The sequence below is a fragment of the Chryseobacterium sp. MMS23-Vi53 genome, assembly GCF_047651245.1.
In the GTDB taxonomy this organism is placed as follows: Bacteria; Bacteroidota; Bacteroidia; order Flavobacteriales; family Weeksellaceae; genus Chryseobacterium.
The window spans coordinates 588949-608983 of record NZ_CP180265.1 but is presented as its reverse complement, the minus strand read 5'-3'; the positions used below and the strand labels follow the sequence as shown (position 1 = coordinate 608983).

Below are 20035 nucleotides of genomic sequence, written 5' to 3'. Positions count from 1 at the left end.
AATTAAATAAATGCAGCTCCGGTTGCCCAATCAATAGTATTTAAAATGTTATAAATCTCATTAGGGCACTTTTTGCAAATAGTTATAAATCTAAAATCTTTTTCTTTAATTAAAGTATCGAAAGTCTCAAGCTTTGTATTGCAAACAGTGCAGTTTCCATCTTCGCTACTTATATTAATAGCTTCTAATTTGTCGATTTCTACGTTTAAATCATTTACCGACTTAGAAATACTATTTAGATTTTCTTTGAAATGAAGTTCTGAAAATTCCAACAATAACAAAGCTTCAATTTTCATATCCTGAAAAGTGATTTTTCGCTCTTCGAATGATTCTAAAATATATTTTCTACAGTAATTTTTAATTCTATCTGTGAATGCTCCTGCCCGAAATATAAATTCAGAATCTGGATGGCTTATATCTATCATATTAGTGTTTAATCAATTCTTTCAAAAGGAATAATTCTATCTTCAATCAATCTATTTTTTAACTGATTTGCGTATTTATGTGCAAATTTTTCTTTTTCAACTTTAGGAATACTAAAATAAAAATCACCGCGAGCTTCTTTTTCGTCGTAATCCTCATCTTCATTTTCAGGTCTTTCTACAACTTCCAAATAATGAACATAATGTCCAAATTCGTGTAATAAAGTTCTGTAAAGCTGAGTGTTTCTGCAAGATTCTAATCTTAACTCAGCAATAAAATCTCTTTTATTTTCTTCAAAAATATGACCATCTTCTTTTAGTCTTTCAAATTCTTTTTGATCTTCAATTGTTTGTTTTTTAGGCCAAATTAATTTTTTGTCAAGGTCAATTGCATCTAAAATGATGGCTGGAAAATATTCTCCATCAAAATCAAAACTATAAATTAATCTGCCCCACACTGATGAAATTATTTCTTCCTTTCGCTTAGGCTGACGAAGAATAATAAATTTTAAATCTCCATAATCTTCTTTTGGAATAGATTGAATGATTTTAACTAAATCATCAACGGAACAAGAGTGAAAAGAATGCTCTCTTGTTTCTTCAATAATGAATAAAAATTCATGACCGTTGATTGTTCTTGCTTCTTTCTTATGTTTTCCTATTCTTTCGTAGAAAGATTTTAATGTTCCGTATGGTGTTGAAATTTTAAGTTTATTATTTTGTCCAAAACCTTGATTTTCGGTTCCAATATTCCGGTTTCTTCGTGTGGGATTGTACATAAATTAGTTTCACTTATTCCGTTTTCTGATAAATATACGTCAGTTTAGAATTCTTAATAAAATCCTCCAAAGAAGTATTTTGTTCAGCGTTTTTATTCGTCAATTCAAAATAGTAGATGATATTATTTGGGAATTTTGGATCTTTACATGTGATTCTAAACCTTTTTACTTTTGGGTCTGAACTTAAAAAAGTTAATTCAGTTCCGTTGCTTAACTTAATATTATTCACATCGAAAGAATCTTTCCAGTTTTTCTGTAGGCGGACAAATCTTTTCTGTGTTCTGTCATTATCTTCGTTTTCGAATTTATCGATCTGAAAATCAGTTAAAAGTTGAGGGTAAACCAAACCTTGTTTAAGAATGTTTTGAGTGATTTTATCCGATTTATCATAAAAAGCAATCTTGCTGTCAAACATCACCTGATTATCTTTAGCTGTCACAATATTCCCTGAAAATTTTTTGTAATTTTTCTTTTTATAATCGGTTTTAAAATGCTCAACAACAGCTTTGTCTCTAGGACTTAATTTTTCAGTTTTCTGACCAAAAATATTAGCAGACAAAAATAAAGAAAGGCTGATGGTATATAGTATTTTCATTGTGTGTGATTTAAATTAACTTGTTTTCAGGATTTATAAAATATTTTTCAGTCTCAAATGTTGAAGCAACATGATGGTTTTTGCATCTTTAATTTCTCCTGAATCAATCATTTTTAATGTTTCTTCGAAAGAAAGTTCCAAAACTTCTATATTTTCTCCTTCATCTTCCAATCCGCCACCATCTGTAATTTTCATATCTGTAGAGTATTCTGCAATAAAAAAGTAAAGGATTTCTGTCACCGAACCAGGCGACATATAGGCTTCAAAAATCTTCTCTACATGTGAAATTTTATAGCCTGTTTCCTCCTCAGTTTCCCTTTTGATGCACTCTTCAGGATTGTCATTATCCAGTAATCCTGCACAAGCCTCGATTAACATTCCGGTAGAATTTCCATTAATATAGGTAGGAAGTCGGAATTGTCTCGTCAAAATTACCGTCTTCGCATCTTTATTATAAAGCAAAATAACCGCACCATTTCCTCTGTCATAGGCTTCTCTGCTTTGTTGTTCTACCGTTCCGTCCTTTTTCTGAATATTGAAAGTCACTTTTTTTAAAGTGTACCAGTTGTCTGATAAAATTTCTGTTTTTTCAATATTTACGTTTGTATTTTGCATAGATTTTACAATCTTGATTGAGTTTTTTATTTTAAATTAATTTTTAAGCAAATCTTCTAAAGCTATTTTTAAATCAGGAAATTCGAATGTGAAACCTGCATTTTGAATTTTATCAGAAGATGCTCTTGAACCTTCCAGCAAAGCACTTGCCAATTCACCAAAAACCAGCTTTAAAATAAAGCTTTGAACATTCGGCATAAATAAAGGCTTTTTTAATACTTCAGCAATTTTTTTAGTAAAATTTTCATTTGTGGTGTGTTGAGGCGATGTTGCATTATAAGCTCCGTCCAGTGCTGAATTTTTTAAAGCAAATTCGTAGATTGAACAAATATCGTTAATGTGAATCCAAGGCATGTATTGTTTTCCCGATCCGAGTGGTGACCCTATTCCCAATTTTATAGTTGGAATCATCTTTTTCAATGCACCGTCTTTTTCAGAAAGTACAACTGCAGTTCGGATTTTAACCACTCTTTCTGCTAAATTCTGTTCTTTAAAATCGTCTGCAGCTCTTTCCCAAAGGACGACAACTTCACTTAAAAAATCATTTCCCGGATCATCTTTTTCATTGAAAATTTTATCTGTTGTTTTTGTTCCGTAGTAATTTATTCCTGATGCTGAAACGAAAGATTTTAATTTAATATTCTTTTTTCGTAAAGTATTTAAAATCAATTTTGCAGAATCTACACGACTCGAAATCAATTCTTTTTTTCTTTCATTCGTCCATCGTTTTTCGGAGATATTCGCTCCCGCCAAATGAATGACATGTTCAATATTTTCAAATGCGGATTCATCGATTGTCTGCGCTTTAATGTCCCATTCAAACTGATTTTCATTCTGCTTTTTTCGAGTTAAAAATCTGACAGTGAAATCTTTTTCAAGCTTTTTCGAGAGTTCATGGGCAATAAGACCATTCGCTCCTGTGATTAGGACAACTTCTTTCATGTTAATAAATTTAAGTTTGGTGTTTATTTATGCTTGGTTTTTTACTATTAAAATAAAATCATCTTCTAAAACTTTATAGCCATAATCGTAGATGAATTTATATTCAGAACCGTTTTTATAAACTTTTAAATTGGTAAAATATTCAAAATCAAAACCTAAACCGTCGAGCTTTGATTTTAAAACTTTCGTTTTGCCGTCCGTATTTATTTCTACGAGAATCCTGTAATTTTTTCGAAGTTTATTGTTTACATTCCGCATCAGATTGCTGGAATCTTTATTTTGCTTGTTGTTATAGGCATTTCTACAGGCATCATTGCAGAATTTTTTATCGGATCTTCCAATAATTTTTTCGCCACATTCGAGACAATTCATAATTTTTTACTTTTTCATTTTGTGTGTATGTTCGTGTTTTTTCTTCAATAGTTTCTTGAACCTTGTATGTGTCGGATAACTTCTATGTGAGGTAATATTATTAAAAAATAAAGCTACAATTAATAAAATAATGCAGCCGGATAAAACAGGAGAAATGGCATACCAATAGCCCAATTCAGGAATTTTCCCTGTTGAACTTACAGCGATCAATGCAGTTGCGCCGCCAGGAGGGTGTAAAGTTTTCGTGTATTGCATCAAAATAATAGAAAAAGCTACAGCTAAAGGTGCAGAAAGCCAAATAATATCCGGAACAATTTTGTAAACAGTAACACCAACAAGTGCCGAAAGAACATGACCTCCCACCAAATTTCGAGGTTGAGCCAACGGACTTTGAATCGCCCCGTAAATCAGCACACTTGAAGCTCCGAAAGAACCGATCAAAAAGATATTTTCAGTTGAAGAAAGTGTATGAGATTGAATAAACGCGATGATTCCAATCCCAAAAAAAGCTCCCAAAAATGACCAGAAATGTTCTTTATAATCGACCAAAGTTTCTTTATAAATTACATATTTTGAAACTCTGAATGTTCTTTTAATCGTCTTCTTCATATTATAATCAAAGATACGTAATTATCCGTTTGCAAACGACTGTAAGATATTTAAAATAAATTTTTTGCCGAAAACCGATTAAAAATTTTAAAATTTTTAATTTATAACTAATTGATTTTTAATATAAAATTCGTTTACAAACGACTACAAATGAATTTAAATAGTTTTCTCCCGATTACAATTTTCCAATTCAGCAAACTTTGCAACAGAGATTTGAGAAAACAGTGAGCGTCTCTTATCTGAGTATTAATCATAAAATTTATTAATTATGTCACTTAGAAATAAAACGTCCTTAATTGGGCATACAGGTCGAGAAGTAGAAGTTGTAAACTTTGAAGGCGGAAATTCAAAAGCAACGGTATCTTTAGCTACAAAAGATTATTACACCAATGCAAAAGGTGAGAAAATTGAGGAAACACAATGGCACAATTTGGTTGCATTCGGGAAAACAGCGGAGATTTTTCAAAAGTATGTTACGAAAGGGAAAGAAATTGCCATTGAAGGGAAATTAACGTACAGGTCTTACGATGACAAAGAAGGGGTAAAAAGATATATTACGGAAGTTCGAGTAGATGAAATCGTACTTTTAGGAAGTAAATAAAGGCAAAAACGCAAAACGATGAATGTAAAAATTTTTAAAATAAGATTGCCCGAAGAATTTCTGTATGAAGATCAGAAAACATTGGATGCATTTTTGGAATCGCACGACATTGTAAAAGTAGAAACAGCTTTTGTAAATGATGAAAATTATTGGTCTGTGGTTTTGTATTTCGATGAATTAAAAATCACTAAAAATACGGTGAAAGATTCAAAAGAAACAAAATATTCTCTTGAAGATGATACCTTGAATTATGATGAAGAAAAAATATTGGAAGCCTTAAAACTGTGGAGATCGGAAAAAGCGAAGGAACAAAATTTACCTTCTTATTTCATCGCAACCAACAAAGAATTGATGTCTGTGGCAAAATACAAACCAGCGAGAAAAGAAGAACTTCGTGATATCAAAGGTTTTGGAAAGCATAAAATTGAAAATTATGGCGAAGAAATTCTTGAAATTTTAGAAAGTATTTGAGTTTAAGTATATCTGCTAATCTTTGTGACTTTTGTGGTTAAAATTATAAGATTCAGGATTTTGATAGAATACAAATGATCTATATATACTTATAAAGTCGGAGAAATTGCTTCTTCGGCTTTTGTATAGTGGCAAAAGTCTTTTCAATTCCCTATTTTTGCAATACTTATAAATATTAATCATCATTTATCTATTATAAAATGAAACCAAGTTTAGCAAAAGGGACGAGAGATTTTACAGCGTTGGAGGTTGCAAGAAGAAGATTTATTATCAATACTTTACAGAAAAACTTCGAATTATTCGGATTCCAGCCATTGGAAACTCCTAGCTTTGAAAATCTTTCGACATTGACGGGGAAATACGGAGAAGAAGGAGATCGTTTGATTTTTAAGATTTTAAATTCAGGGGATTATACTTCAAAAGTGAATCAGGAAGATTGGGAAAATAAAAGTCATCAGAAGCTGACTGCCCAAATTTCAGATAAAGCCCTTCGTTACGACCTTACCGTACCTTTTGCAAGATTCGTGGCGATGAATCATAATCAACTGACTTTTCCTTTCAAGCGTTACCAAATTCAACCGGTTTGGAGAGCAGATCGTCCTCAGAAAGGAAGATTTAGAGAGTTTTATCAGTGTGATGCAGATGTTGTAGGAAGCGAAAGTTTGTTGCAGGAAGTGGATTTGGTTCAGTTATATTTAAAATCATTTTCACAACTCGGTGTTTCTGTAACGATTCATATCAACAATAGAAAAATACTTTCCGGTTTGGCAGATTATGCAGGAATTACAGATAAACTAATTGACTTCACAGTTGCCCTGGATAAATTAGACAAAATCGGAAAAGATGGTGTTGTAAAAGAATTACTGGAAAGAGGAATTTCTCAGGAATCTATTGATAAACTGGATTTCTTGTTCACTCAATCTGATGATGCTTTGGAAAATCTTCTTCAATTAAAAGAAAAATTTGTAGGAAATGAAGTTGGCTTAAAAGGTGTTGAAGAACTAGAATTTGTGATTACTCAATCTTTAAATTTGGGTGTTGATATTCAGAATCTTGTGTTTGATATTACATTGGCAAGAGGTTTAGATTATTATACAGGTGCTATTTTTGAGGTAAAAGCTGATGAAGTTCAAATGGGATCCATCGGTGGTGGTGGAAGATACGATAACCTTACGGAAGTTTTCGGAGTGAAAAATATTCCGGGAATTGGTATTTCTTTCGGTTTGGATAGAATTTATCTTGTGATGGAAGAACTTGGACTTTTCCCTGAAGAAGCAACTTCAAAAGTGGAGTATTTATTTGCTAATTTCGGTCTTAATGAATCTTTGGAAGCATTAAAATTAATCCGACAATTAAGAGAAAAAGGAATTTCTGCAGAGATGTATCCCGAAGCTGCAAAAATCGGAAAACAGTTTACTTACGCCGAAAAGAAAGGAATTAAAAATCTTGTCTTTTTAGGAGAAGAAGAACTTAAAAACGGAAATGTTACCTATAAAGACCTTGAAGCTGGAGAACAGAAAACGGTTTCTTTGGAGGAATTTTTAGGGTAAAATATGTTTCATATAACTGATGGAAAATATACAATATCAAATTAGAAAAATTAATCCAGAATTATTTCTTGGACAGAATCAGAGATTACTGCATTTTCAGATTTTTTAATGGAAATGAAAAGATCATTCACATTCTTGACGGAATGTATGATGACAAAGCGATCTTTCTTCTTTCAACAGATAAAAGAATAATATTTAAAGGTATCGGAATTGATTTTATGGAAGTCATTCCTCATGATAGAATTAGCCTCATTAATCTTCAACCTCAAAATATGATTTCGGTTTCCACAGACGAAAAAATTTACGGAATTGCGAAAGTGGATGAAACGATGGCTGTCAACTTTGTAGAAATAGTGAATGCTTTTATATTTGGAAGTAAAGCTCACTCTCAAAATAAAGATGAAGAGTCTTCAAAATCGGTTCTTATTCTTTTGGAACAATTGGGAGGCCTGAGAGAGAATGGAATTTTAACTGAAGAAGAATTTTCGATACAAAAGAAGAAATTGCTTGAAAAATTGTAATTATTATTTTTCATTTAAACGCAAATTCGTAATTTGGATTAATGCAAAAATTTTTAGCATTAATTAAAAAACTATTAAACATAAAACCAGATGAGTACCATTTGTGCATTATGCGGGAATCCGTTAACGTCTATGGATACGCTTTTAGGAGAGAACAAGCTTTCCGATGGGCAAATCCTTTGCAATAAATGTCTTAATGAGGCAACTAACGTCAATAAAGAGCTTGTAAATAATCTTGCGACTTATAATTTGGCCGAAATCAGAGGAATTCTTTTGCAGGGGAAATTGGGAATTTATGAAGAACCTGAACTTCCTCAAGTTACAGGGTTTCAGCAAAATATAAATTTAAGCTCCAATTCAGGTGAAAGCAGCTATCAATATAGAGCGGATGCGCCTTCAAGATTGGACGAAATAAAAGACCAAATCGTTGCATTAAATGCAAGACTGAGTATTTTCGTGAATATGGAAGTCAACGAATTGGAGAAAATTTTAGATAAAGACGAAAGATTGATTGCCATTGCAGAAGGAAAATATTTGTATAATAATCAAGAAGGTATTGTGATTTCTACTCAGAAAAGGGTTGTTTTCTTCGATAAAAAATTCTTTGGCGGAGTCGATAAAAACGAGTTTCTTCTTGAAAAAATTTCGTCAATCGATTACGATACAGGACTTTTAACTTCTGAACTTAAAATCAGAACAGCAGCTGGAACAGCAGAATTTAAATTATACAATAAAACTGCGGCACAAATATTTTGCGACGCAGTGAAAAACTATCTTGGTCGCCCTGCAAATCAAGTTCAGCAAACACAATCTTTTCAAAGCAAAGCTCCTGAACCACAATCATCATTCAATAATTTATATAATACAAAACGTCCTGAAACACAATCTTACCAGCAAAGTGTTCCTCAACAAAAAGTTCAACCAACTTCTAATGTTCCAAAAGAATCTGCAGAAGTGATTTTCCAGCAATTAGAAAAGCTTGGAAAATTAAGGGAAATGGGAGTTTTGACGGAAGAAGAATTTGCCGAACAGAAAAAGAAACTGTTGGAAAGACTTTAATTTAACATTAAAATGATGGAAAAATATTGTGCATTGTGTGAAACCGAATTCAAAATTCCGGATGGAGGTGAAGAAAATAAACTTTCTGACGGCGGTGTTTTGTGTAATAATTGTTTGGAAAGAGTAAGTAATATTAATGAATATATTCCATATCAACTAGAATGGTATAGTCTTTCTCATATTCAGGAAACCATCAAATATAATTTGAGATCAAAAAGCTCAGAGGAAGAAGAAGTTCCGATTGTAAAGGAAGAAGAAAAACCTATAGAAGATATTCCTGCGGAGCCTACGAAAGATGATTTAATTTTTAAAGATTATAAAAAAAATAAAGAAACATTCAAGCAACAAATAGAGGAGTCAGGAGCTAAGCTTTCTATGACTATGAGAGGAGAGCTGAAGCAATTACCGCATGTTTTAGATGATGACGAAAGGATAGTTGCCGCTACGGAATGTAAAATTGGAGATACAGGAGAAGGACTTTTGGTTGTTACCCAAAAAAGAATGTTGCATGTTGAGAAATTTATACTATCTAAAGCCAGTTTTAAAGAAGTTCTTAATGAAGATATTAAATCTGTTACATGGAATGTCAGTCAATCTATTTCGGTGCTAAGTGTTTCAACGAATAAAGGTGCTGTTCCGTTTTTCTTTCAACCTTACCAAATAACCGAAGGATCGGCTTTCTATGCTAAAATAGGAATAATCTATAATAAACCCAAGCCCAAACCACAGCCTAAACTTGATTTTAATCCAAACCCATTAAAAAAAGATAATTCCCAACAAATTTTTGGCTGGCTGGAAAGGCTTAATGTTTTATATGAAAGGGGGATTTTAACCGAAGAAGAATTTTCGAAACAAAAGGCAAAATTCCTGAATGAAATTTAATTTTAATAAAACAAAATGATAGAAAAATTATCCAGGGCAGATAAAATAAAGAAAAAAATAAACGAGCTAAATTCAAATCTAGCTTTCAATACACAAAGCGAAATAAATGCTCTTCCATCCATTCTTTTAGAAGATGAGGAAATTTTGGCGGTTACTGATGCTACATATTTAAGTGAACACTTAATGAGAATGATTGTAGCGACAGAGCATCGACTTTTTTTTGTGAAAAAAGCAATTCTTTCAAATATTATTAGATAATAATATACTAGTTAATACCAAATTAATTAAACAACATTTCAATACGTAAACAGCATCAACCTTTTGATGCTGTTTTATTATTAAAAGTTTGTATTTAATTAAAAAAATTAAATTGCAATATTTGTAAATTGCAAAAAACTTATTACATGATTACGACAAATGAGATATTGTTACTCTTCGGTGGAGGTACTGTTATTGCTCCTGCAATTGTTGCCTTCTTAGCACAACGATTAGCTGATGCACAAAATAATAAATGGCGAGCAAAGACTGATGAAAAATTGGAAGTAATTAAAACTGATCTAACAAATAAAAATAATGTTCTTTCAAATTTAATGGACGTTCAAAAATCTAATTATGATGTTAGTCAGCAAAGAAGAATTGATGCTATAGAAAAAATATGGGTATTATTAAATGATTTTAGAATGGCAATTCCACATACATACTCTTATATATTAAATTTTATAAATGAAAATGAAATTTCAGAGTTTTCAAATTATATGGAAAATCTCAGTAAAGAAGTTGATTTAGAAATTGATTATCATGTAGATGATTTTTTAATACTATATGAAGAGTTAGAAAAAACACTAAGAAATGAAAGACCATTTCTTAGTTTTGAAGTTTGGGAAAAAATCTATCTATTTAAGAACTTTATAATGAATAGTATTTCATTTGTTATAAAAAATATAGAAAAAAATATTTTTAAGCACTGGCAGAATAATGATAATTTAGTTGATTTATTAAAATATTCTTTAAGCATTGAAACAGTAAACTATATATGCAGATACAAGGAAGAATCATTTATTTCAGCTTTAGTTATCTTGGAATCAAATATTATAGAAAGTATTAATGATGTTTTATCTGGCAAGATAGCAAGTCATAATACTCTCGAATATATTAAGACCTTAGACTCTATTAAAGATCATAATAAATTTAGTTAATAGATATAAATGGAAAAAGAGACTCATATATACCAGCATTATATTCCAGAATGCTATTTAAAAAATTTCACATTAGATGATAAAGGTCTTTTTGTTTATAGAAAAGGTAATAATGGTAAAGTTTTTCCTCAGTCAATATCTAATATTGCAGGCAGTAAACGATTATATGATGTAGATGATAAATTTTTACAAGAAGAATTTAAAGGCAAAAATAAATTTATAGAAACAGAAGTATTTGCAAATAGTTTCGAGCCGATTTTAAATTATATACTTCAAAAAATAATTGAATCATGTGAAAATTGGGATAAGAAAAATATTTACAATGATGTTTTAAATGACGTTGACAGAGATTATTTTGCAGAATCAATTGCTGTACAATATATTAGACATCCAAATTTCATTTATAAATTTTGGAATCTTCATAAAGATATGCATACTAAAAGGTGTGATATAATTATATCTTTTTTGCGAATAACTAATCCTGATCTCAAAAAAGCTACAAATGCAAAATTAGAATTTGACGAAAAATCATCTTCAGCATTACATTCAAATTTTATATTAGATAATGAGTGGAGATATACTATTCAAGAACAATTATCAAGGAAAATATGGATTTTCTATTATACTCAAGATAATGTATTGTCATCTGATAACCCAATCTTATTAAAACCTCATATTAAAGCCGAAACTTCTTTCGTCGACGGCTTTGGTAAAAAGGGTGTCGAAATAATATTTCCTATAAGTAAAAATCTAATTTTAACTATTTGGGACGATGAATATTTTTCCAATAAAAAAGACTTAGATAATAGTATTCAATTTTTAAATTCTAAACAATTAAGGGAATATAATCTATATCAATATTGTTTTTCAAATTATGAGATTTATTCAGCTATAAACGATTTTGATATTATTAATAAATTTGTAGAATTAAATAATGGTGTGGATTATTTCTCTTCAAAACCAAAAATCAATGTTCATTAATTTAGATGTTTACATAAACGTAAAGCTTTTAAAAGTTAGCTATTGACAACAGTTTATATATATTCTAAATTCAATTATTATGAAATCATTAAAAGAATTCATCGCAGAAAATTTAGAAAATCCAATTGTTCCAGTTGTTCAAGAAAATGTTGAACAAACTAAAGAGAATAAAGCTGAAGATATTCAAGTTGATGAAAATCTTGTCAGCCAAGAAACTATTGAAGATTAAATTTTAATACGTCGAGTTTTGACGCACTTCTTCTCTAAATTTGATAAAACATCTGGTTATTAAGTGTTTATTTATAAATTTATATATTTGCAAACTAAACTAATAACCAAAACAAAATGTCATTCAGAGGACTTAACTTAAATAGAGAAAAAATTCATGATGCAATTAAAGATTATAACAACAATTATACTATAGATATTAATGGTAATGATAGTTGTCAAAAATATCATATATCAGAAAATGGAAGTATTGTTAGTAAATTAAATGTATATCCTTTAAAAAATGGAAAAACAACGGTTTCATGGCAAGAATGTAAAAACCCAACTCTTAGTCAGAGTATTTCTGAGCATATAATTAATTGCTGTAAATATCCTGAACAATTAAATACACCTATTTACATAAAAAGACTAGAGGATGACGACCTTAAAAGCTTGATAGATTTTCTTGAAAACTTTTGTGATGCAACGTTAGAAAAAACAGTTAATTTAACTAATGGCAAACAATATAAGGTTAAAAGTATCTATGGAGATCAGGTATCAATAAACCATTATACAAATGGTGCATTTAATATTCAAGGTACAAGTGGTTTAATGAAATCTCAGGTTATTGAAGGTTTATCTTCATATCTAACATACAACGATATTGTAGAAGCTACATTAGATAGCGTGAAAATTGATGAATTAAATAAGACAGAAATTGAAAAATTATTTGAAGCAAGATTTCCTGTTGCTCACTCTATGATTACTGATACAACCAAATGTATTATTATGCCAGTATTTTTAACCGAAAGACTTGATGTTGCTGATAAAGGTATTGGAGATTTTTCATTTATGGTTTTTCCAATACTAAGGGGATTAGAGGGTTGTATCAAAGAATTATTTATAAATAATGGCATTAATATTGGTAATAATATAGGAAGTCAATTCAGTCAATCAACAACTGGCGGAACTTTTGAACTACTCCAAAGGCATAAAGATTCTATTGCTAACAATAAAATAGTAGATTCATTGGAAAAAATGTATAACTTTCATAAAAATAATAGACATGCATTATTCCATGTAGATGATACTATTATTTCGACAAGATTGATTAGTGATATTGAAATCGCAAAATCATCAATAAATGAAACAGCAGAGTTAATAGAACGCTGTTATGTAGCCATTAGTAACAATTAATATAAACAAATGAAATCTGAATTTAAAATAGTTATCGTTAATGATAATGCGGTAGTCTTTATAAATTCAAATAAAAGATTACCAGAGATTATTACAAAAATCGAAACTAATTTTAAGAAAAAGAAATATTCTGGCTTAGTTATTTTTGATTTGTTAATCTCGAATGGATTGAATAATAGATTTTTGGAAGTACCCTTTTTATCTGGAAGTTTCATATTAAAGGAGCTTAAAAAGATAGAAAGTATTGAAAATTCTATTTTAGATACTGCGAATGATTATTTTCGCAGCAATAAAGAATATATCCAAAATTCGTTTATTACAAGGCTTGAAAAAAATAGAATAATGAATGAATTGGAACTGACTTCCTAAATAATTAATTAAATGAAAAACGCAAAACCCTCTAAAATAGAGGGTTTTGCGTTTTTCAGCCTTAAATCTTTTTTATATATTTGTATTATTAAAAATAAAATCATTCCGAAAGGGGTGTAAAATAAATCGTGCTGTTTGCATTATTGTCAACCTAAAATTACCACAACGAAGTAATTTTTACTTCAGCCATAGAAAAGACAAATAATGTATATAAGGTACGCCAGTTTTGGCGTGGCTTGTATCATTGTTTTTTAGGGTGTGGTAATCCTAAGGTTGACGTGGTACAATGTCCACGCTTTATTTTTTATGTTAAACCTTAAATTACCACACAATGAAATTTGAATTCTCTACATTCATAACAGTAGCATCATGTTCTATTTTGATGCTAACAAATCTCTCTTTATCAGGACAAACAAAATTTTCTTTTGATGATGAAACACTAAAAAAGTTTGACTACCAGACTTTAACTCCTGTTAAATACAAACAAATAACCGATGGTTCAGAAAAAAGAAATGCTTACATGATTTCAATTGATGAACAAATTCCCATTTCCTCAGATGAATTAAAAGGTTCTTTTACTGTTGTTTCAGATAAAATGGGTTTTCATGATCAAGATGTTTCGGGACATTTTCTTAAATATGAACTAAGTGAAGAAGTCATAAAATATTATGACATTCCTGAAAGTAATGTATTGTTGGTAGAAAATGAAAATACCAAGAAACTTTATATAATGGAATCAAGTTTTCTTAAAAACATAAATAAGGAAAAAGAAGAAAAACAAAAAGATGAAGCTGATAGAGAAACTTTAAATCAATTTATGCAATCACTCGGCTATAAACCTTATCAAATAGGTGAAAATCTGTATGTGAAGACCAAATATTATCGAATATGGTGTAATACACCTACACTTGAAGTTTTACAAAAAGATAAGAACTATTTGAAGAAAATGGATTCTTGGTATGAACAAAGACAATCTATTAGAAAACAATTAATACTATTGTCACCAAAATTAAAACACTACATTCAATTATATAATGTACAACGAAATAGGATGTCTAAATCTGATATTTTAGCTTGGTCATCATTAACAAAATCAGCAATTGCTTTAAATGATAAAGAAGTTGATTATCTTGTCAATAAGCTTTTCGGTTTTTCTGATATAAATGGTATAGAAGAAAAACAAAATAAAGCAATATCAGAAATTAGTGAATATATAGCTGCTTCAAGAGGAGTTTTAGGGTTGTAAGACGTAAATAAATCCGGCATAGCCGGATTTATTTTTCTTTATATTCGATAGTTTTACCTTCAAGCTCAGAAAAATGTTTGTTGAAATTAAATAATAGTTCTTGGTGTGAAGAGGATAATTCCATATCCATGTGTTTATAATTAGGCTTAATAGTCTCTATTACTTTTCCTTTACAGTAGACAAATACGTTAAAATAAGGTGTGTCATTACTATTGCCATCATTATTTTGTATCTTATAATTTATACTATGCTTAATTTTACTATAATTATTAGAAGAAACATTTAATGGTAATGTTGCATCATTTATTACAAATAATTTTATACCATTAAATTTTTCAAAATGTTCATGTACAATTTTATTAAGATCACTAATTAATTTTTCTTTATCTAAACTCATATTTTCAAGATATGGAATAAATTTACACAAAAAGTTTATTACATAAAATTTAAAATAAGAACATCGACATTTTATAAGGATTTTTGTTTGTTTACAAAACAATAAAAATTTAGACATTGATTATAAATTTAAAATTGTTTAATTAAACTCCAACAAGTTTAAGAATATCTCGTAAAACAAATGTTAAGCAATCAGTTCCTCATAAGTAAGTCGTTCCTCAAATGCACAGTATAAAGCAAAATTAAATCGATTACCTTCATCAAAATCTTTGGTATTATATCTAAAAGAAAATTCATCGCAGTAAAGTTGTAAATGTTTTGGACTAACCGAATGGTAAATACCAAGAATTCCGCGTTTCAGTAAACTCCAAAATCCTTCAATACTATTAGTATGGTAATTATCTTTAACATATTGACCTTTAGTATGAGGTATACTTTTATGTTCGTAATGTTTGTGTACTTGTGAATAACCTTTCCAACCATCACTAACCACAATAGAACCTCTTTTGACCATGTTTTTAATAATCGTTGTGAGGGTTTTTCCTTTTGTGTTAGGAACAATTTCTGTGGATACTTTTCCATTGCTTAGAAGACCAAATACAACAGCTTTTGTTTTAGTACTTCGACCCTGGGTATTTTCTACTCTTTTTTGCCATGATTTTTTATGATTTTTACCACCTATATAAGTCTCATCTACTTGAGTGTCACCATCAAAACTTTTAACTTTTTCAGAACGTAATGAATGTCTTATCCTCGAAAGCATGAACCATGCAGTTTTTTGAGTTACGCTAATATCTTTTGCAAGTTGATGGCTGCTAATACCTTTTTTGTGCGATGTAAAAATGTAGATTGCATAGAACCATTTTCTAAGCGGAATTGCTGAATTTTCGAACATCGTTCCAATTTTCACATTAAAATTTATTCTACAATCTTTGCATTTATAGATACCATTGAATTCACCATTCTTTTTTAATTTGTAATGGTCAGGTCGTTCACTTAAACAATTGGTACATATCGGATCATGTGTCCAAATTAAGTCTTCAAGATATTCTCTACATTTCTGTTCTGTATTAAATGATTCCATCATATTCATTATAGAATCTGTAGGATCATTAAATCCAAGATTGAAAAGCTTTGTTACTCTGTGAATTATCATATTTTATTAGTATATATAAATTTAATAAAAAAGATCGAGGCAGAACAATGCAGGGAAACAAATTTTTATGATTTTTATCTTGTTTTATATTTGATTTCCAGCTCATTGTGACTTGTTATTTGACAATTTCAGGAATAAAAAACAGCATCAAAAGATTGATGCTGTTTAGGTTTTGAAATGTTGTTTAATTAATTTGGTATTAACTAGTATATTATTATCTATTATTATTAAGAATTATTTTAATGAAACAGTATCTTCGATGGAATATTTTCCACAGAAATATAATCCGGAATTGCGTTTTGTAATTAATGGTAAAAATGTTGATTTTCAGTCTTCAAATGGAGCTAATTTTTATAATAAAATGAAAGATTTCTACAATACAACCAAACCTGAATCTAAACAAGAAATTCCAATAGAAAAGGAATCGCCCGATAAAGTTTTCGATCAGCTAGAAAAACTAGGCAATCTCCACGAAAACGGAATCCTCACCAATGAAGAATTCACAGAACAAAAGAAAAAACTACTGGAAAAATTATGATAAAATCATTTATTGTCAGAATATTCAACGGAAAATGGTATTCTTTGCCTTTATTTGTGTCCATATTCAGTATATTTTGCTGGTTTTTGTTGATCATTCTTCCGATAAATAAGGTAACTTGGAGTCTGCTGATTACTTTACCAATTACAGGATATTTTGTATGCTTTATTTTAGGATTTTCTAAAATTTTCAAGAAACAATTTAAAGAAGCCATCAAACAGTGCATTTTCACAGTGCTTATGTCTACTGTTGCCGCTGTTTTTCTGACTGTTTTTCTTCCCAAAGATCAATATAAAGAATATAAAGGAGATGCGAAAAATCCAAATAATGTAAAACTGGAAATGCCTTTAAAATTAACTTTTTCAGGAGAAAAACCATTATTTGAGGTTAAAAACCAGAACGTTTTCTTGTACGATTATCAATTTCCCGGTCACTATAAATATGAAGTTTTCCTTAATAAAATTGAAAAAGGAAAAGTATATTTAAAAATGTTTGATCTTGTAACAAACAGAATTCTTTCAGCTGATGAAATTAAGAAAAGTTCTCAAATGGAAGTGTTTAATTTAACGGATGAATTAAGAGAATTTGGATTGAGTAAAGAATTCGAAGTTACAGAAGGAGATTGGGGCGATTATTATGGAAGTAAGGTAGAAGTGTGGTTTCAGCCAGACGATGAAAGCCAGCCGGAAAGAAAATTAATGACGAAATATTATGTGATTCAGGGTTGGTAGAATTTTTTTTTGAAGCTTTATCCCGCTTTCCACTGTATCTTTTTGGTTACGGGTTTCGCTTCACTCCACCCGCAACCAAAAAGGATGTCGTTTCAATCGGGGCTAGGAGAGGGTTGCTGTTGAAAACCACCCCGTCAACAACTCTTTGAATTTTCGCCACTCCTCCAAAGGAGGGGAATTCACGTTTCCCGTTATATAAAATCTTTGAGTTTTTATTTAAGTTAAGCTTCTTTGCGAACTTAAAAAAGTTTAGTAGTTAAAAAAAATCTTTGTGATCTTTGCGTTAAAAACAGTGGTAAAAGGACTATTTAGTAATTAAAAAGAACTTAAGAGTAATTAAAAAACCTTCGTGATCTTAGTTAAGTGAAACGCCTTTGCGAACTTAAAAAAGTATAGTAGTTAAAAAAATCTTTGCGACCTTTGCGTTAAAAATTAAAACTAAACATCAAACCAATGGAAAACTATCTTGAAATCAACAAAAACTCCTGGAACGCAAAAGTAGAACCCCACCTAAAATCAGATTTCTATTTTGTTGATGAGTTTTTAAAGGGCAGAACATCTCTCAACTCCATTGAACTCGAACTTTTAGGTGAAGTAAAAGATAAAACAATTCTGCATTTGCAATGTCATTTCGGGCAAGATTCCATTTCGTTATCGAGAATGGGCGCGAAAGTGACCGGAATCGATTTATCAGATAAAGCCATTGAAGCAGCGAAAGATTTAGCTCAAAAAGCAGGAAAAAATACAGAATTTATTTGTACAGATTTGTATAATCTTCCGAACGTTTTAGATCAAAAATTTGACATTGTTTTTACAAGTTACGGAACGATCGGTTGGCTTCCTGATTTAGGAAAATGGGCGAAAATTATTAATCATTTTCTTAAAGATGGAGGAAAATTCATCATGGCAGAATTTCATCCTGTAGTTTGGATGTTCGATGATGATTTTAAGGAAGTGAAGTACAATTATTTCAATGAAAAGCCAATTGTAGAAACCTATGAGGGCACCTACGCTGATCAATCAGCAGATATTATACAAGATAATGTAATGTGGAATCATTCTTTGGCAGATGTACTTCAAAATTTAATTCAAAATGATATTAAAATAGAAAATTTTAAAGAATACGATTGGTCGCCATATCCATGTTTCAAGCACGTAGAAGAATTTGAAAAAGGAAAATGGAGAATTCCACAATTTGGAAACAAAATACCCTTGGTTTTTGCCATCGAAGCGCAAAAAAAGAGTCATCGCAACTAAAAACTGTGATGACTCTTTCTTTGTATATATGAATGTTAAATAAACTATTCTTAATTAAGGGATTCTTGTGCTTTATTTTTCACTTCATCCACTTTATCCTGCACCTGTGAAGCAACATTATCGGCTTTATCTTTCAGATCATTTCCCCATTTATTAAGGTTATCTTTTGCATTATTGATCTTATCTTTTACCATTTGTTTTTCCTCTTCAGAAGAATTTTTGTATTTCCAATATGCTAATGCTCCTAAACCCAGTAAAGCTAATAAGCCTTTTGCTTTATTTCCCATGATTTCTATTTTTTTAAGTGATTAATATTAAAGTTTGATGTTAGTTATCATGTAAAATGTGTGCCAAAAAAATAATATGTGGTATAAAATAATGTTAAAATTAATTAAAGACTTCAAAATTTTCTCCATCAAAACTTGCGAAAACCATTGTAGGATAAGAATCCTGATGGTAAATATTTCCGTCTTTATCTATTGCGATAGCTCCTGCAAATCCGTCGATGGTTTTTAGTTCGTCAAAAGTTTTTGTGAAGGCATTTTCTAAAGTCATTCCGTCTGTAACTCTGGTTACAATTTTCGTTGCAGTAGCATTACTTACAATATCTTCACCTACTCCTGTACAGCTTACAGCGCAAAAAGAATTGGCATAATTTCCTGCAACCGTCGCAGAATCCGAAATTCTTCCGGGAATTTCAAAACCTTTTCCTCCGGTTGAAGTGGCAACGGCTAACTTTCCGTTTTTATCAATGGCAACGCAGCCAACAGTTCCTTTTCCGCCGTTATTCAATTTGGCTTCATATTCTTTTCTTCTTTGAGGAATTTCAGTTGAAAAATTTTCGAATCCGTGTTCTGTAGCATAATTTTTTGCGCCATTTCCTCCTAAAACTCGATCGTCTTCTTTCATTAATTCCTTAGCAACGAAAATTGGATTTTTTACATCCTGAATATTAATGACACCGCTTAGCTTTTGAGTTTCACCATCCATGATTGCAGCGCTCATTCGGATTACTCCATCACTTTGAATTTGCGAACCGATTCCTGCATTGTACAATTCATCATCTTCCAATAAAGAAACAGCATACGCAACTGTATCAAATGCAGAATTAGATTGTAGATATTCAAATGCCTTTTGAGCAATGTTTTTTAAAGAATTTTGTTTGGCAATTTTTACTTCGTGGCTTTGGTCGCTTTCGGAGAAAAATCCGCCGTGGATGATTATTTTCATGTGTATAAAGTTATAAGTTATGAATTATTAGTTATGAGTTCTTTGTTATGAAAATTTTAGATTTAATTTAAATATTATCCCAAACTCATAACTAATAATTCATAACTTATGAC

General features: G+C 30.3%; 27 protein-coding genes. 16 read left to right on the top strand and 11 right to left on the bottom strand.

Annotation, left to right across the window (positions count from 1 at the left end; translation table 11 throughout):
* Positions 1-2 precede the first annotated feature (2 nt).
* From ACKX2A_RS02870 to ACKX2A_RS02840, 7 genes are read right to left on the bottom strand one after another with little or no spacing between them, the layout of a single operon-like run.
* On the bottom strand, positions 3-425 hold the full coding sequence (locus ACKX2A_RS02870) for a hypothetical protein (RefSeq protein ID WP_415327529.1): 423 nt from the start codon (positions 423-425) through the stop codon (positions 3-5).
* A gap of 8 nt (positions 426-433) precedes the next feature.
* Entirely contained in the window at positions 434-1201 is a 768-nt protein-coding gene (locus ACKX2A_RS02865; protein ID WP_415327528.1) for a hypothetical protein, read from the bottom strand.
* A 13-nt stretch (positions 1202-1214) separates the two neighbouring features.
* Positions 1215-1796 carry a hypothetical protein gene (locus ACKX2A_RS02860; protein ID WP_415327527.1) on the bottom strand — a complete coding sequence of 194 codons (582 nt, stop codon included), beginning with the start codon at positions 1794-1796 and terminating at the stop codon, positions 1215-1217.
* Between the two features lie 33 nt (positions 1797-1829).
* On the bottom strand, positions 1830-2411 hold the full coding sequence (gene nudK / locus ACKX2A_RS02855) for a GDP-mannose pyrophosphatase NudK (protein ID WP_415327526.1): 582 nt from the start codon (positions 2409-2411) through the stop codon (positions 1830-1832).
* Between the two features lie 36 nt (positions 2412-2447).
* Entirely contained in the window at positions 2448-3353 is a 906-nt protein-coding gene (locus ACKX2A_RS02850; RefSeq protein ID WP_415327525.1) for a TIGR01777 family oxidoreductase, read from the bottom strand.
* A 27-nt stretch (positions 3354-3380) separates the two neighbouring features.
* Positions 3381-3725, bottom strand: coding sequence for a hypothetical protein (locus tag ACKX2A_RS02845; RefSeq protein WP_415327524.1), 345 nt, complete (start codon positions 3723-3725; stop codon positions 3381-3383).
* Positions 3726-3731: 6 nt separating this feature from the next.
* Positions 3732-4334 (bottom strand): HPP family protein, encoded by a 603-nt coding sequence (locus ACKX2A_RS02840; protein ID WP_415327523.1) that lies wholly within the window; start codon positions 4332-4334, stop codon positions 3732-3734.
* A gap of 268 nt (positions 4335-4602) precedes the next feature.
* Between ACKX2A_RS02840 and ACKX2A_RS02835 the strand changes: the two genes are divergently transcribed.
* The 13 genes from ACKX2A_RS02835 to ACKX2A_RS02775 all read left to right on the top strand — a co-directional run bounded on the left by ACKX2A_RS02835 (position 4603) and on the right by ACKX2A_RS02775 (position 14614).
* Positions 4603-4935 (top strand): single-stranded DNA-binding protein, encoded by a 333-nt coding sequence (locus ACKX2A_RS02835; RefSeq protein WP_415327522.1) that lies wholly within the window; start codon positions 4603-4605, stop codon positions 4933-4935.
* Between the two features lie 18 nt (positions 4936-4953).
* A complete protein-coding gene (locus ACKX2A_RS02830; RefSeq protein WP_415327521.1) occupies positions 4954-5406 on the top strand; it encodes an HRDC domain-containing protein in 453 nt (150 codons plus the stop codon).
* A 200-nt stretch (positions 5407-5606) separates the two neighbouring features.
* Positions 5607-6956, top strand: coding sequence for a histidine--tRNA ligase (hisS, locus tag ACKX2A_RS02825; protein ID WP_415327520.1), 1350 nt, complete (start codon positions 5607-5609; stop codon positions 6954-6956).
* Positions 6957-7024: 68 nt separating this feature from the next.
* A complete protein-coding gene (locus ACKX2A_RS02820) occupies positions 7025-7477 on the top strand; it encodes an SHOCT domain-containing protein (protein ID WP_415327519.1) in 453 nt (150 codons plus the stop codon).
* A 90-nt stretch (positions 7478-7567) separates the two neighbouring features.
* Positions 7568-8536: a PH domain-containing protein gene (locus tag ACKX2A_RS02815; RefSeq protein WP_415327518.1), complete on the top strand. Its 969-nt coding sequence runs from the start codon at positions 7568-7570 to the stop codon at positions 8534-8536.
* Between the two features lie 12 nt (positions 8537-8548).
* Positions 8549-9418, top strand: a complete 870-nt coding sequence (locus tag ACKX2A_RS02810) for an SHOCT domain-containing protein (protein WP_415327517.1) — start codon at positions 8549-8551, stop codon at positions 9416-9418.
* A gap of 15 nt (positions 9419-9433) precedes the next feature.
* Positions 9434-9676, top strand: a complete 243-nt coding sequence (locus ACKX2A_RS02805; RefSeq protein WP_415327516.1) for a hypothetical protein — start codon at positions 9434-9436, stop codon at positions 9674-9676.
* A gap of 146 nt (positions 9677-9822) precedes the next feature.
* A complete protein-coding gene (locus tag ACKX2A_RS02800) occupies positions 9823-10614 on the top strand; it encodes a hypothetical protein (protein ID WP_415327515.1) in 792 nt (263 codons plus the stop codon).
* Between the two features lie 9 nt (positions 10615-10623).
* Positions 10624-11595, top strand: a complete 972-nt coding sequence (locus ACKX2A_RS02795) for a DUF4238 domain-containing protein (protein WP_415327514.1) — start codon at positions 10624-10626, stop codon at positions 11593-11595.
* 79 nt (positions 11596-11674) lie between these two features.
* A complete protein-coding gene (locus ACKX2A_RS02790; RefSeq protein ID WP_415327513.1) occupies positions 11675-11824 on the top strand; it encodes a hypothetical protein in 150 nt (49 codons plus the stop codon).
* 116 nt (positions 11825-11940) lie between these two features.
* Positions 11941-12999, top strand: coding sequence for a type II toxin-antitoxin system RnlA family toxin (locus ACKX2A_RS02785; protein ID WP_415327512.1), 1059 nt, complete (start codon positions 11941-11943; stop codon positions 12997-12999).
* A gap of 9 nt (positions 13000-13008) precedes the next feature.
* Positions 13009-13368, top strand: coding sequence for a type II toxin-antitoxin system RnlB family antitoxin (locus tag ACKX2A_RS02780; RefSeq protein ID WP_415327511.1), 360 nt, complete (start codon positions 13009-13011; stop codon positions 13366-13368).
* Between the two features lie 331 nt (positions 13369-13699).
* Entirely contained in the window at positions 13700-14614 is a 915-nt protein-coding gene (locus ACKX2A_RS02775; RefSeq protein WP_415327510.1) for a hypothetical protein, read from the top strand.
* A gap of 28 nt (positions 14615-14642) precedes the next feature.
* On the opposite strand, the gene ACKX2A_RS02770 is transcribed toward ACKX2A_RS02775, so the two are convergent.
* Together ACKX2A_RS02770 and ACKX2A_RS02765 are read right to left on the bottom strand one after the other, a co-directional pair.
* Positions 14643-15011, bottom strand: a complete 369-nt coding sequence (locus ACKX2A_RS02770; RefSeq protein WP_415327509.1) for a hypothetical protein — start codon at positions 15009-15011, stop codon at positions 14643-14645.
* Between the two features lie 183 nt (positions 15012-15194).
* A complete protein-coding gene (locus ACKX2A_RS02765) occupies positions 15195-16166 on the bottom strand; it encodes an IS1595 family transposase (RefSeq protein ID WP_415327508.1) in 972 nt (323 codons plus the stop codon).
* 259 nt (positions 16167-16425) lie between these two features.
* On the opposite strand from ACKX2A_RS02765, the gene ACKX2A_RS02760 reads away from it, so the two are divergent.
* The 3 genes from ACKX2A_RS02760 to ACKX2A_RS02750 all read left to right on the top strand — a co-directional run bounded on the left by ACKX2A_RS02760 (position 16426) and on the right by ACKX2A_RS02750 (position 18692).
* The gene (locus tag ACKX2A_RS02760; protein WP_415327507.1) at positions 16426-16704 is read left to right on the top strand and encodes an SHOCT domain-containing protein; all 279 of its coding nucleotides are present in this window, start codon (positions 16426-16428) and stop codon (positions 16702-16704) included.
* Positions 16701-17435 (top strand): hypothetical protein, encoded by a 735-nt coding sequence (locus ACKX2A_RS02755; RefSeq protein ID WP_415327506.1) that lies wholly within the window; start codon positions 16701-16703, stop codon positions 17433-17435. The genes ACKX2A_RS02760 and ACKX2A_RS02755 overlap by 4 nt, the downstream gene beginning before the upstream one ends.
* 453 nt (positions 17436-17888) lie before the next feature.
* Positions 17889-18692, top strand: a complete 804-nt coding sequence (locus ACKX2A_RS02750; RefSeq protein WP_415327505.1) for a class I SAM-dependent methyltransferase — start codon at positions 17889-17891, stop codon at positions 18690-18692.
* A 50-nt stretch (positions 18693-18742) separates the two neighbouring features.
* Here the strand turns inward: ACKX2A_RS02750 and ACKX2A_RS02745 are convergent, their stop codons facing one another.
* Positions 18743-18979, bottom strand: a complete 237-nt coding sequence (locus ACKX2A_RS02745; RefSeq protein ID WP_415327504.1) for a YtxH domain-containing protein — start codon at positions 18977-18979, stop codon at positions 18743-18745.
* A gap of 100 nt (positions 18980-19079) precedes the next feature.
* Positions 19080-19922, bottom strand: coding sequence for an isoaspartyl peptidase/L-asparaginase (locus ACKX2A_RS02740; protein WP_415327503.1), 843 nt, complete (start codon positions 19920-19922; stop codon positions 19080-19082).
* Positions 19923-20035: the final 113 nt, after the last annotated feature.

Bases quoted from the DNA above. Each gene is read 5' to 3' on its own strand.
- ACKX2A_RS02750 (WP_415327505.1), top strand. From the start codon at position 17,889: ATGGAAAACTATCTTGAAATCAACAAAAACTCCTGGAACGCAAAAGTA.
- ACKX2A_RS02760 (WP_415327507.1), top strand. From the start codon at position 16,426: ATGGAATATTTTCCACAGAAATATAATCCGGAATTGCGTTTTGTAATT.
- ACKX2A_RS02805 (WP_415327516.1), top strand. From the start codon at position 9,434: ATGATAGAAAAATTATCCAGGGCAGATAAAATAAAGAAAAAAATAAAC.
- ACKX2A_RS02845 (WP_415327524.1), bottom strand. From the start codon at position 3,725: ATGAATTGTCTCGAATGTGGCGAAAAAATTATTGGAAGATCCGATAAA.
- ACKX2A_RS02740 (WP_415327503.1), bottom strand. From the start codon at position 19,922: ATGAAAATAATCATCCACGGCGGATTTTTCTCCGAAAGCGACCAAAGC.
- ACKX2A_RS02840 (WP_415327523.1), bottom strand. From the start codon at position 4,334: ATGAAGAAGACGATTAAAAGAACATTCAGAGTTTCAAAATATGTAATT.
- ACKX2A_RS02765 (WP_415327508.1), bottom strand. From the start codon at position 16,166: ATGATAATTCACAGAGTAACAAAGCTTTTCAATCTTGGATTTAATGAT.
- ACKX2A_RS02860 (WP_415327527.1), bottom strand. From the start codon at position 1,796: ATGAAAATACTATATACCATCAGCCTTTCTTTATTTTTGTCTGCTAAT.
- ACKX2A_RS02770 (WP_415327509.1), bottom strand. From the start codon at position 15,011: ATGAGTTTAGATAAAGAAAAATTAATTAGTGATCTTAATAAAATTGTA.
- hisS (WP_415327520.1), top strand. From the start codon at position 5,607: ATGAAACCAAGTTTAGCAAAAGGGACGAGAGATTTTACAGCGTTGGAG.
- ACKX2A_RS02865 (WP_415327528.1), bottom strand. From the start codon at position 1,201: ATGTACAATCCCACACGAAGAAACCGGAATATTGGAACCGAAAATCAA.
- ACKX2A_RS02835 (WP_415327522.1), top strand. From the start codon at position 4,603: ATGTCACTTAGAAATAAAACGTCCTTAATTGGGCATACAGGTCGAGAA.
- ACKX2A_RS02785 (WP_415327512.1), top strand. From the start codon at position 11,941: ATGTCATTCAGAGGACTTAACTTAAATAGAGAAAAAATTCATGATGCA.
- ACKX2A_RS02780 (WP_415327511.1), top strand. From the start codon at position 13,009: ATGAAATCTGAATTTAAAATAGTTATCGTTAATGATAATGCGGTAGTC.
- ACKX2A_RS02810 (WP_415327517.1), top strand. From the start codon at position 8,549: ATGATGGAAAAATATTGTGCATTGTGTGAAACCGAATTCAAAATTCCG.
- ACKX2A_RS02790 (WP_415327513.1), top strand. From the start codon at position 11,675: ATGAAATCATTAAAAGAATTCATCGCAGAAAATTTAGAAAATCCAATT.
- ACKX2A_RS02870 (WP_415327529.1), bottom strand. From the start codon at position 425: ATGATAGATATAAGCCATCCAGATTCTGAATTTATATTTCGGGCAGGA.
- ACKX2A_RS02800 (WP_415327515.1), top strand. From the start codon at position 9,823: ATGATTACGACAAATGAGATATTGTTACTCTTCGGTGGAGGTACTGTT.
- nudK (WP_415327526.1), bottom strand. From the start codon at position 2,411: ATGCAAAATACAAACGTAAATATTGAAAAAACAGAAATTTTATCAGAC.
- ACKX2A_RS02850 (WP_415327525.1), bottom strand. From the start codon at position 3,353: ATGAAAGAAGTTGTCCTAATCACAGGAGCGAATGGTCTTATTGCCCAT.
- ACKX2A_RS02755 (WP_415327506.1), top strand. From the start codon at position 16,701: ATGATAAAATCATTTATTGTCAGAATATTCAACGGAAAATGGTATTCT.
- ACKX2A_RS02830 (WP_415327521.1), top strand. From the start codon at position 4,954: ATGAATGTAAAAATTTTTAAAATAAGATTGCCCGAAGAATTTCTGTAT.
- ACKX2A_RS02795 (WP_415327514.1), top strand. From the start codon at position 10,624: ATGGAAAAAGAGACTCATATATACCAGCATTATATTCCAGAATGCTAT.
- ACKX2A_RS02815 (WP_415327518.1), top strand. From the start codon at position 7,568: ATGAGTACCATTTGTGCATTATGCGGGAATCCGTTAACGTCTATGGAT.
- ACKX2A_RS02775 (WP_415327510.1), top strand. From the start codon at position 13,700: ATGAAATTTGAATTCTCTACATTCATAACAGTAGCATCATGTTCTATT.
- ACKX2A_RS02745 (WP_415327504.1), bottom strand. From the start codon at position 18,979: ATGGGAAATAAAGCAAAAGGCTTATTAGCTTTACTGGGTTTAGGAGCA.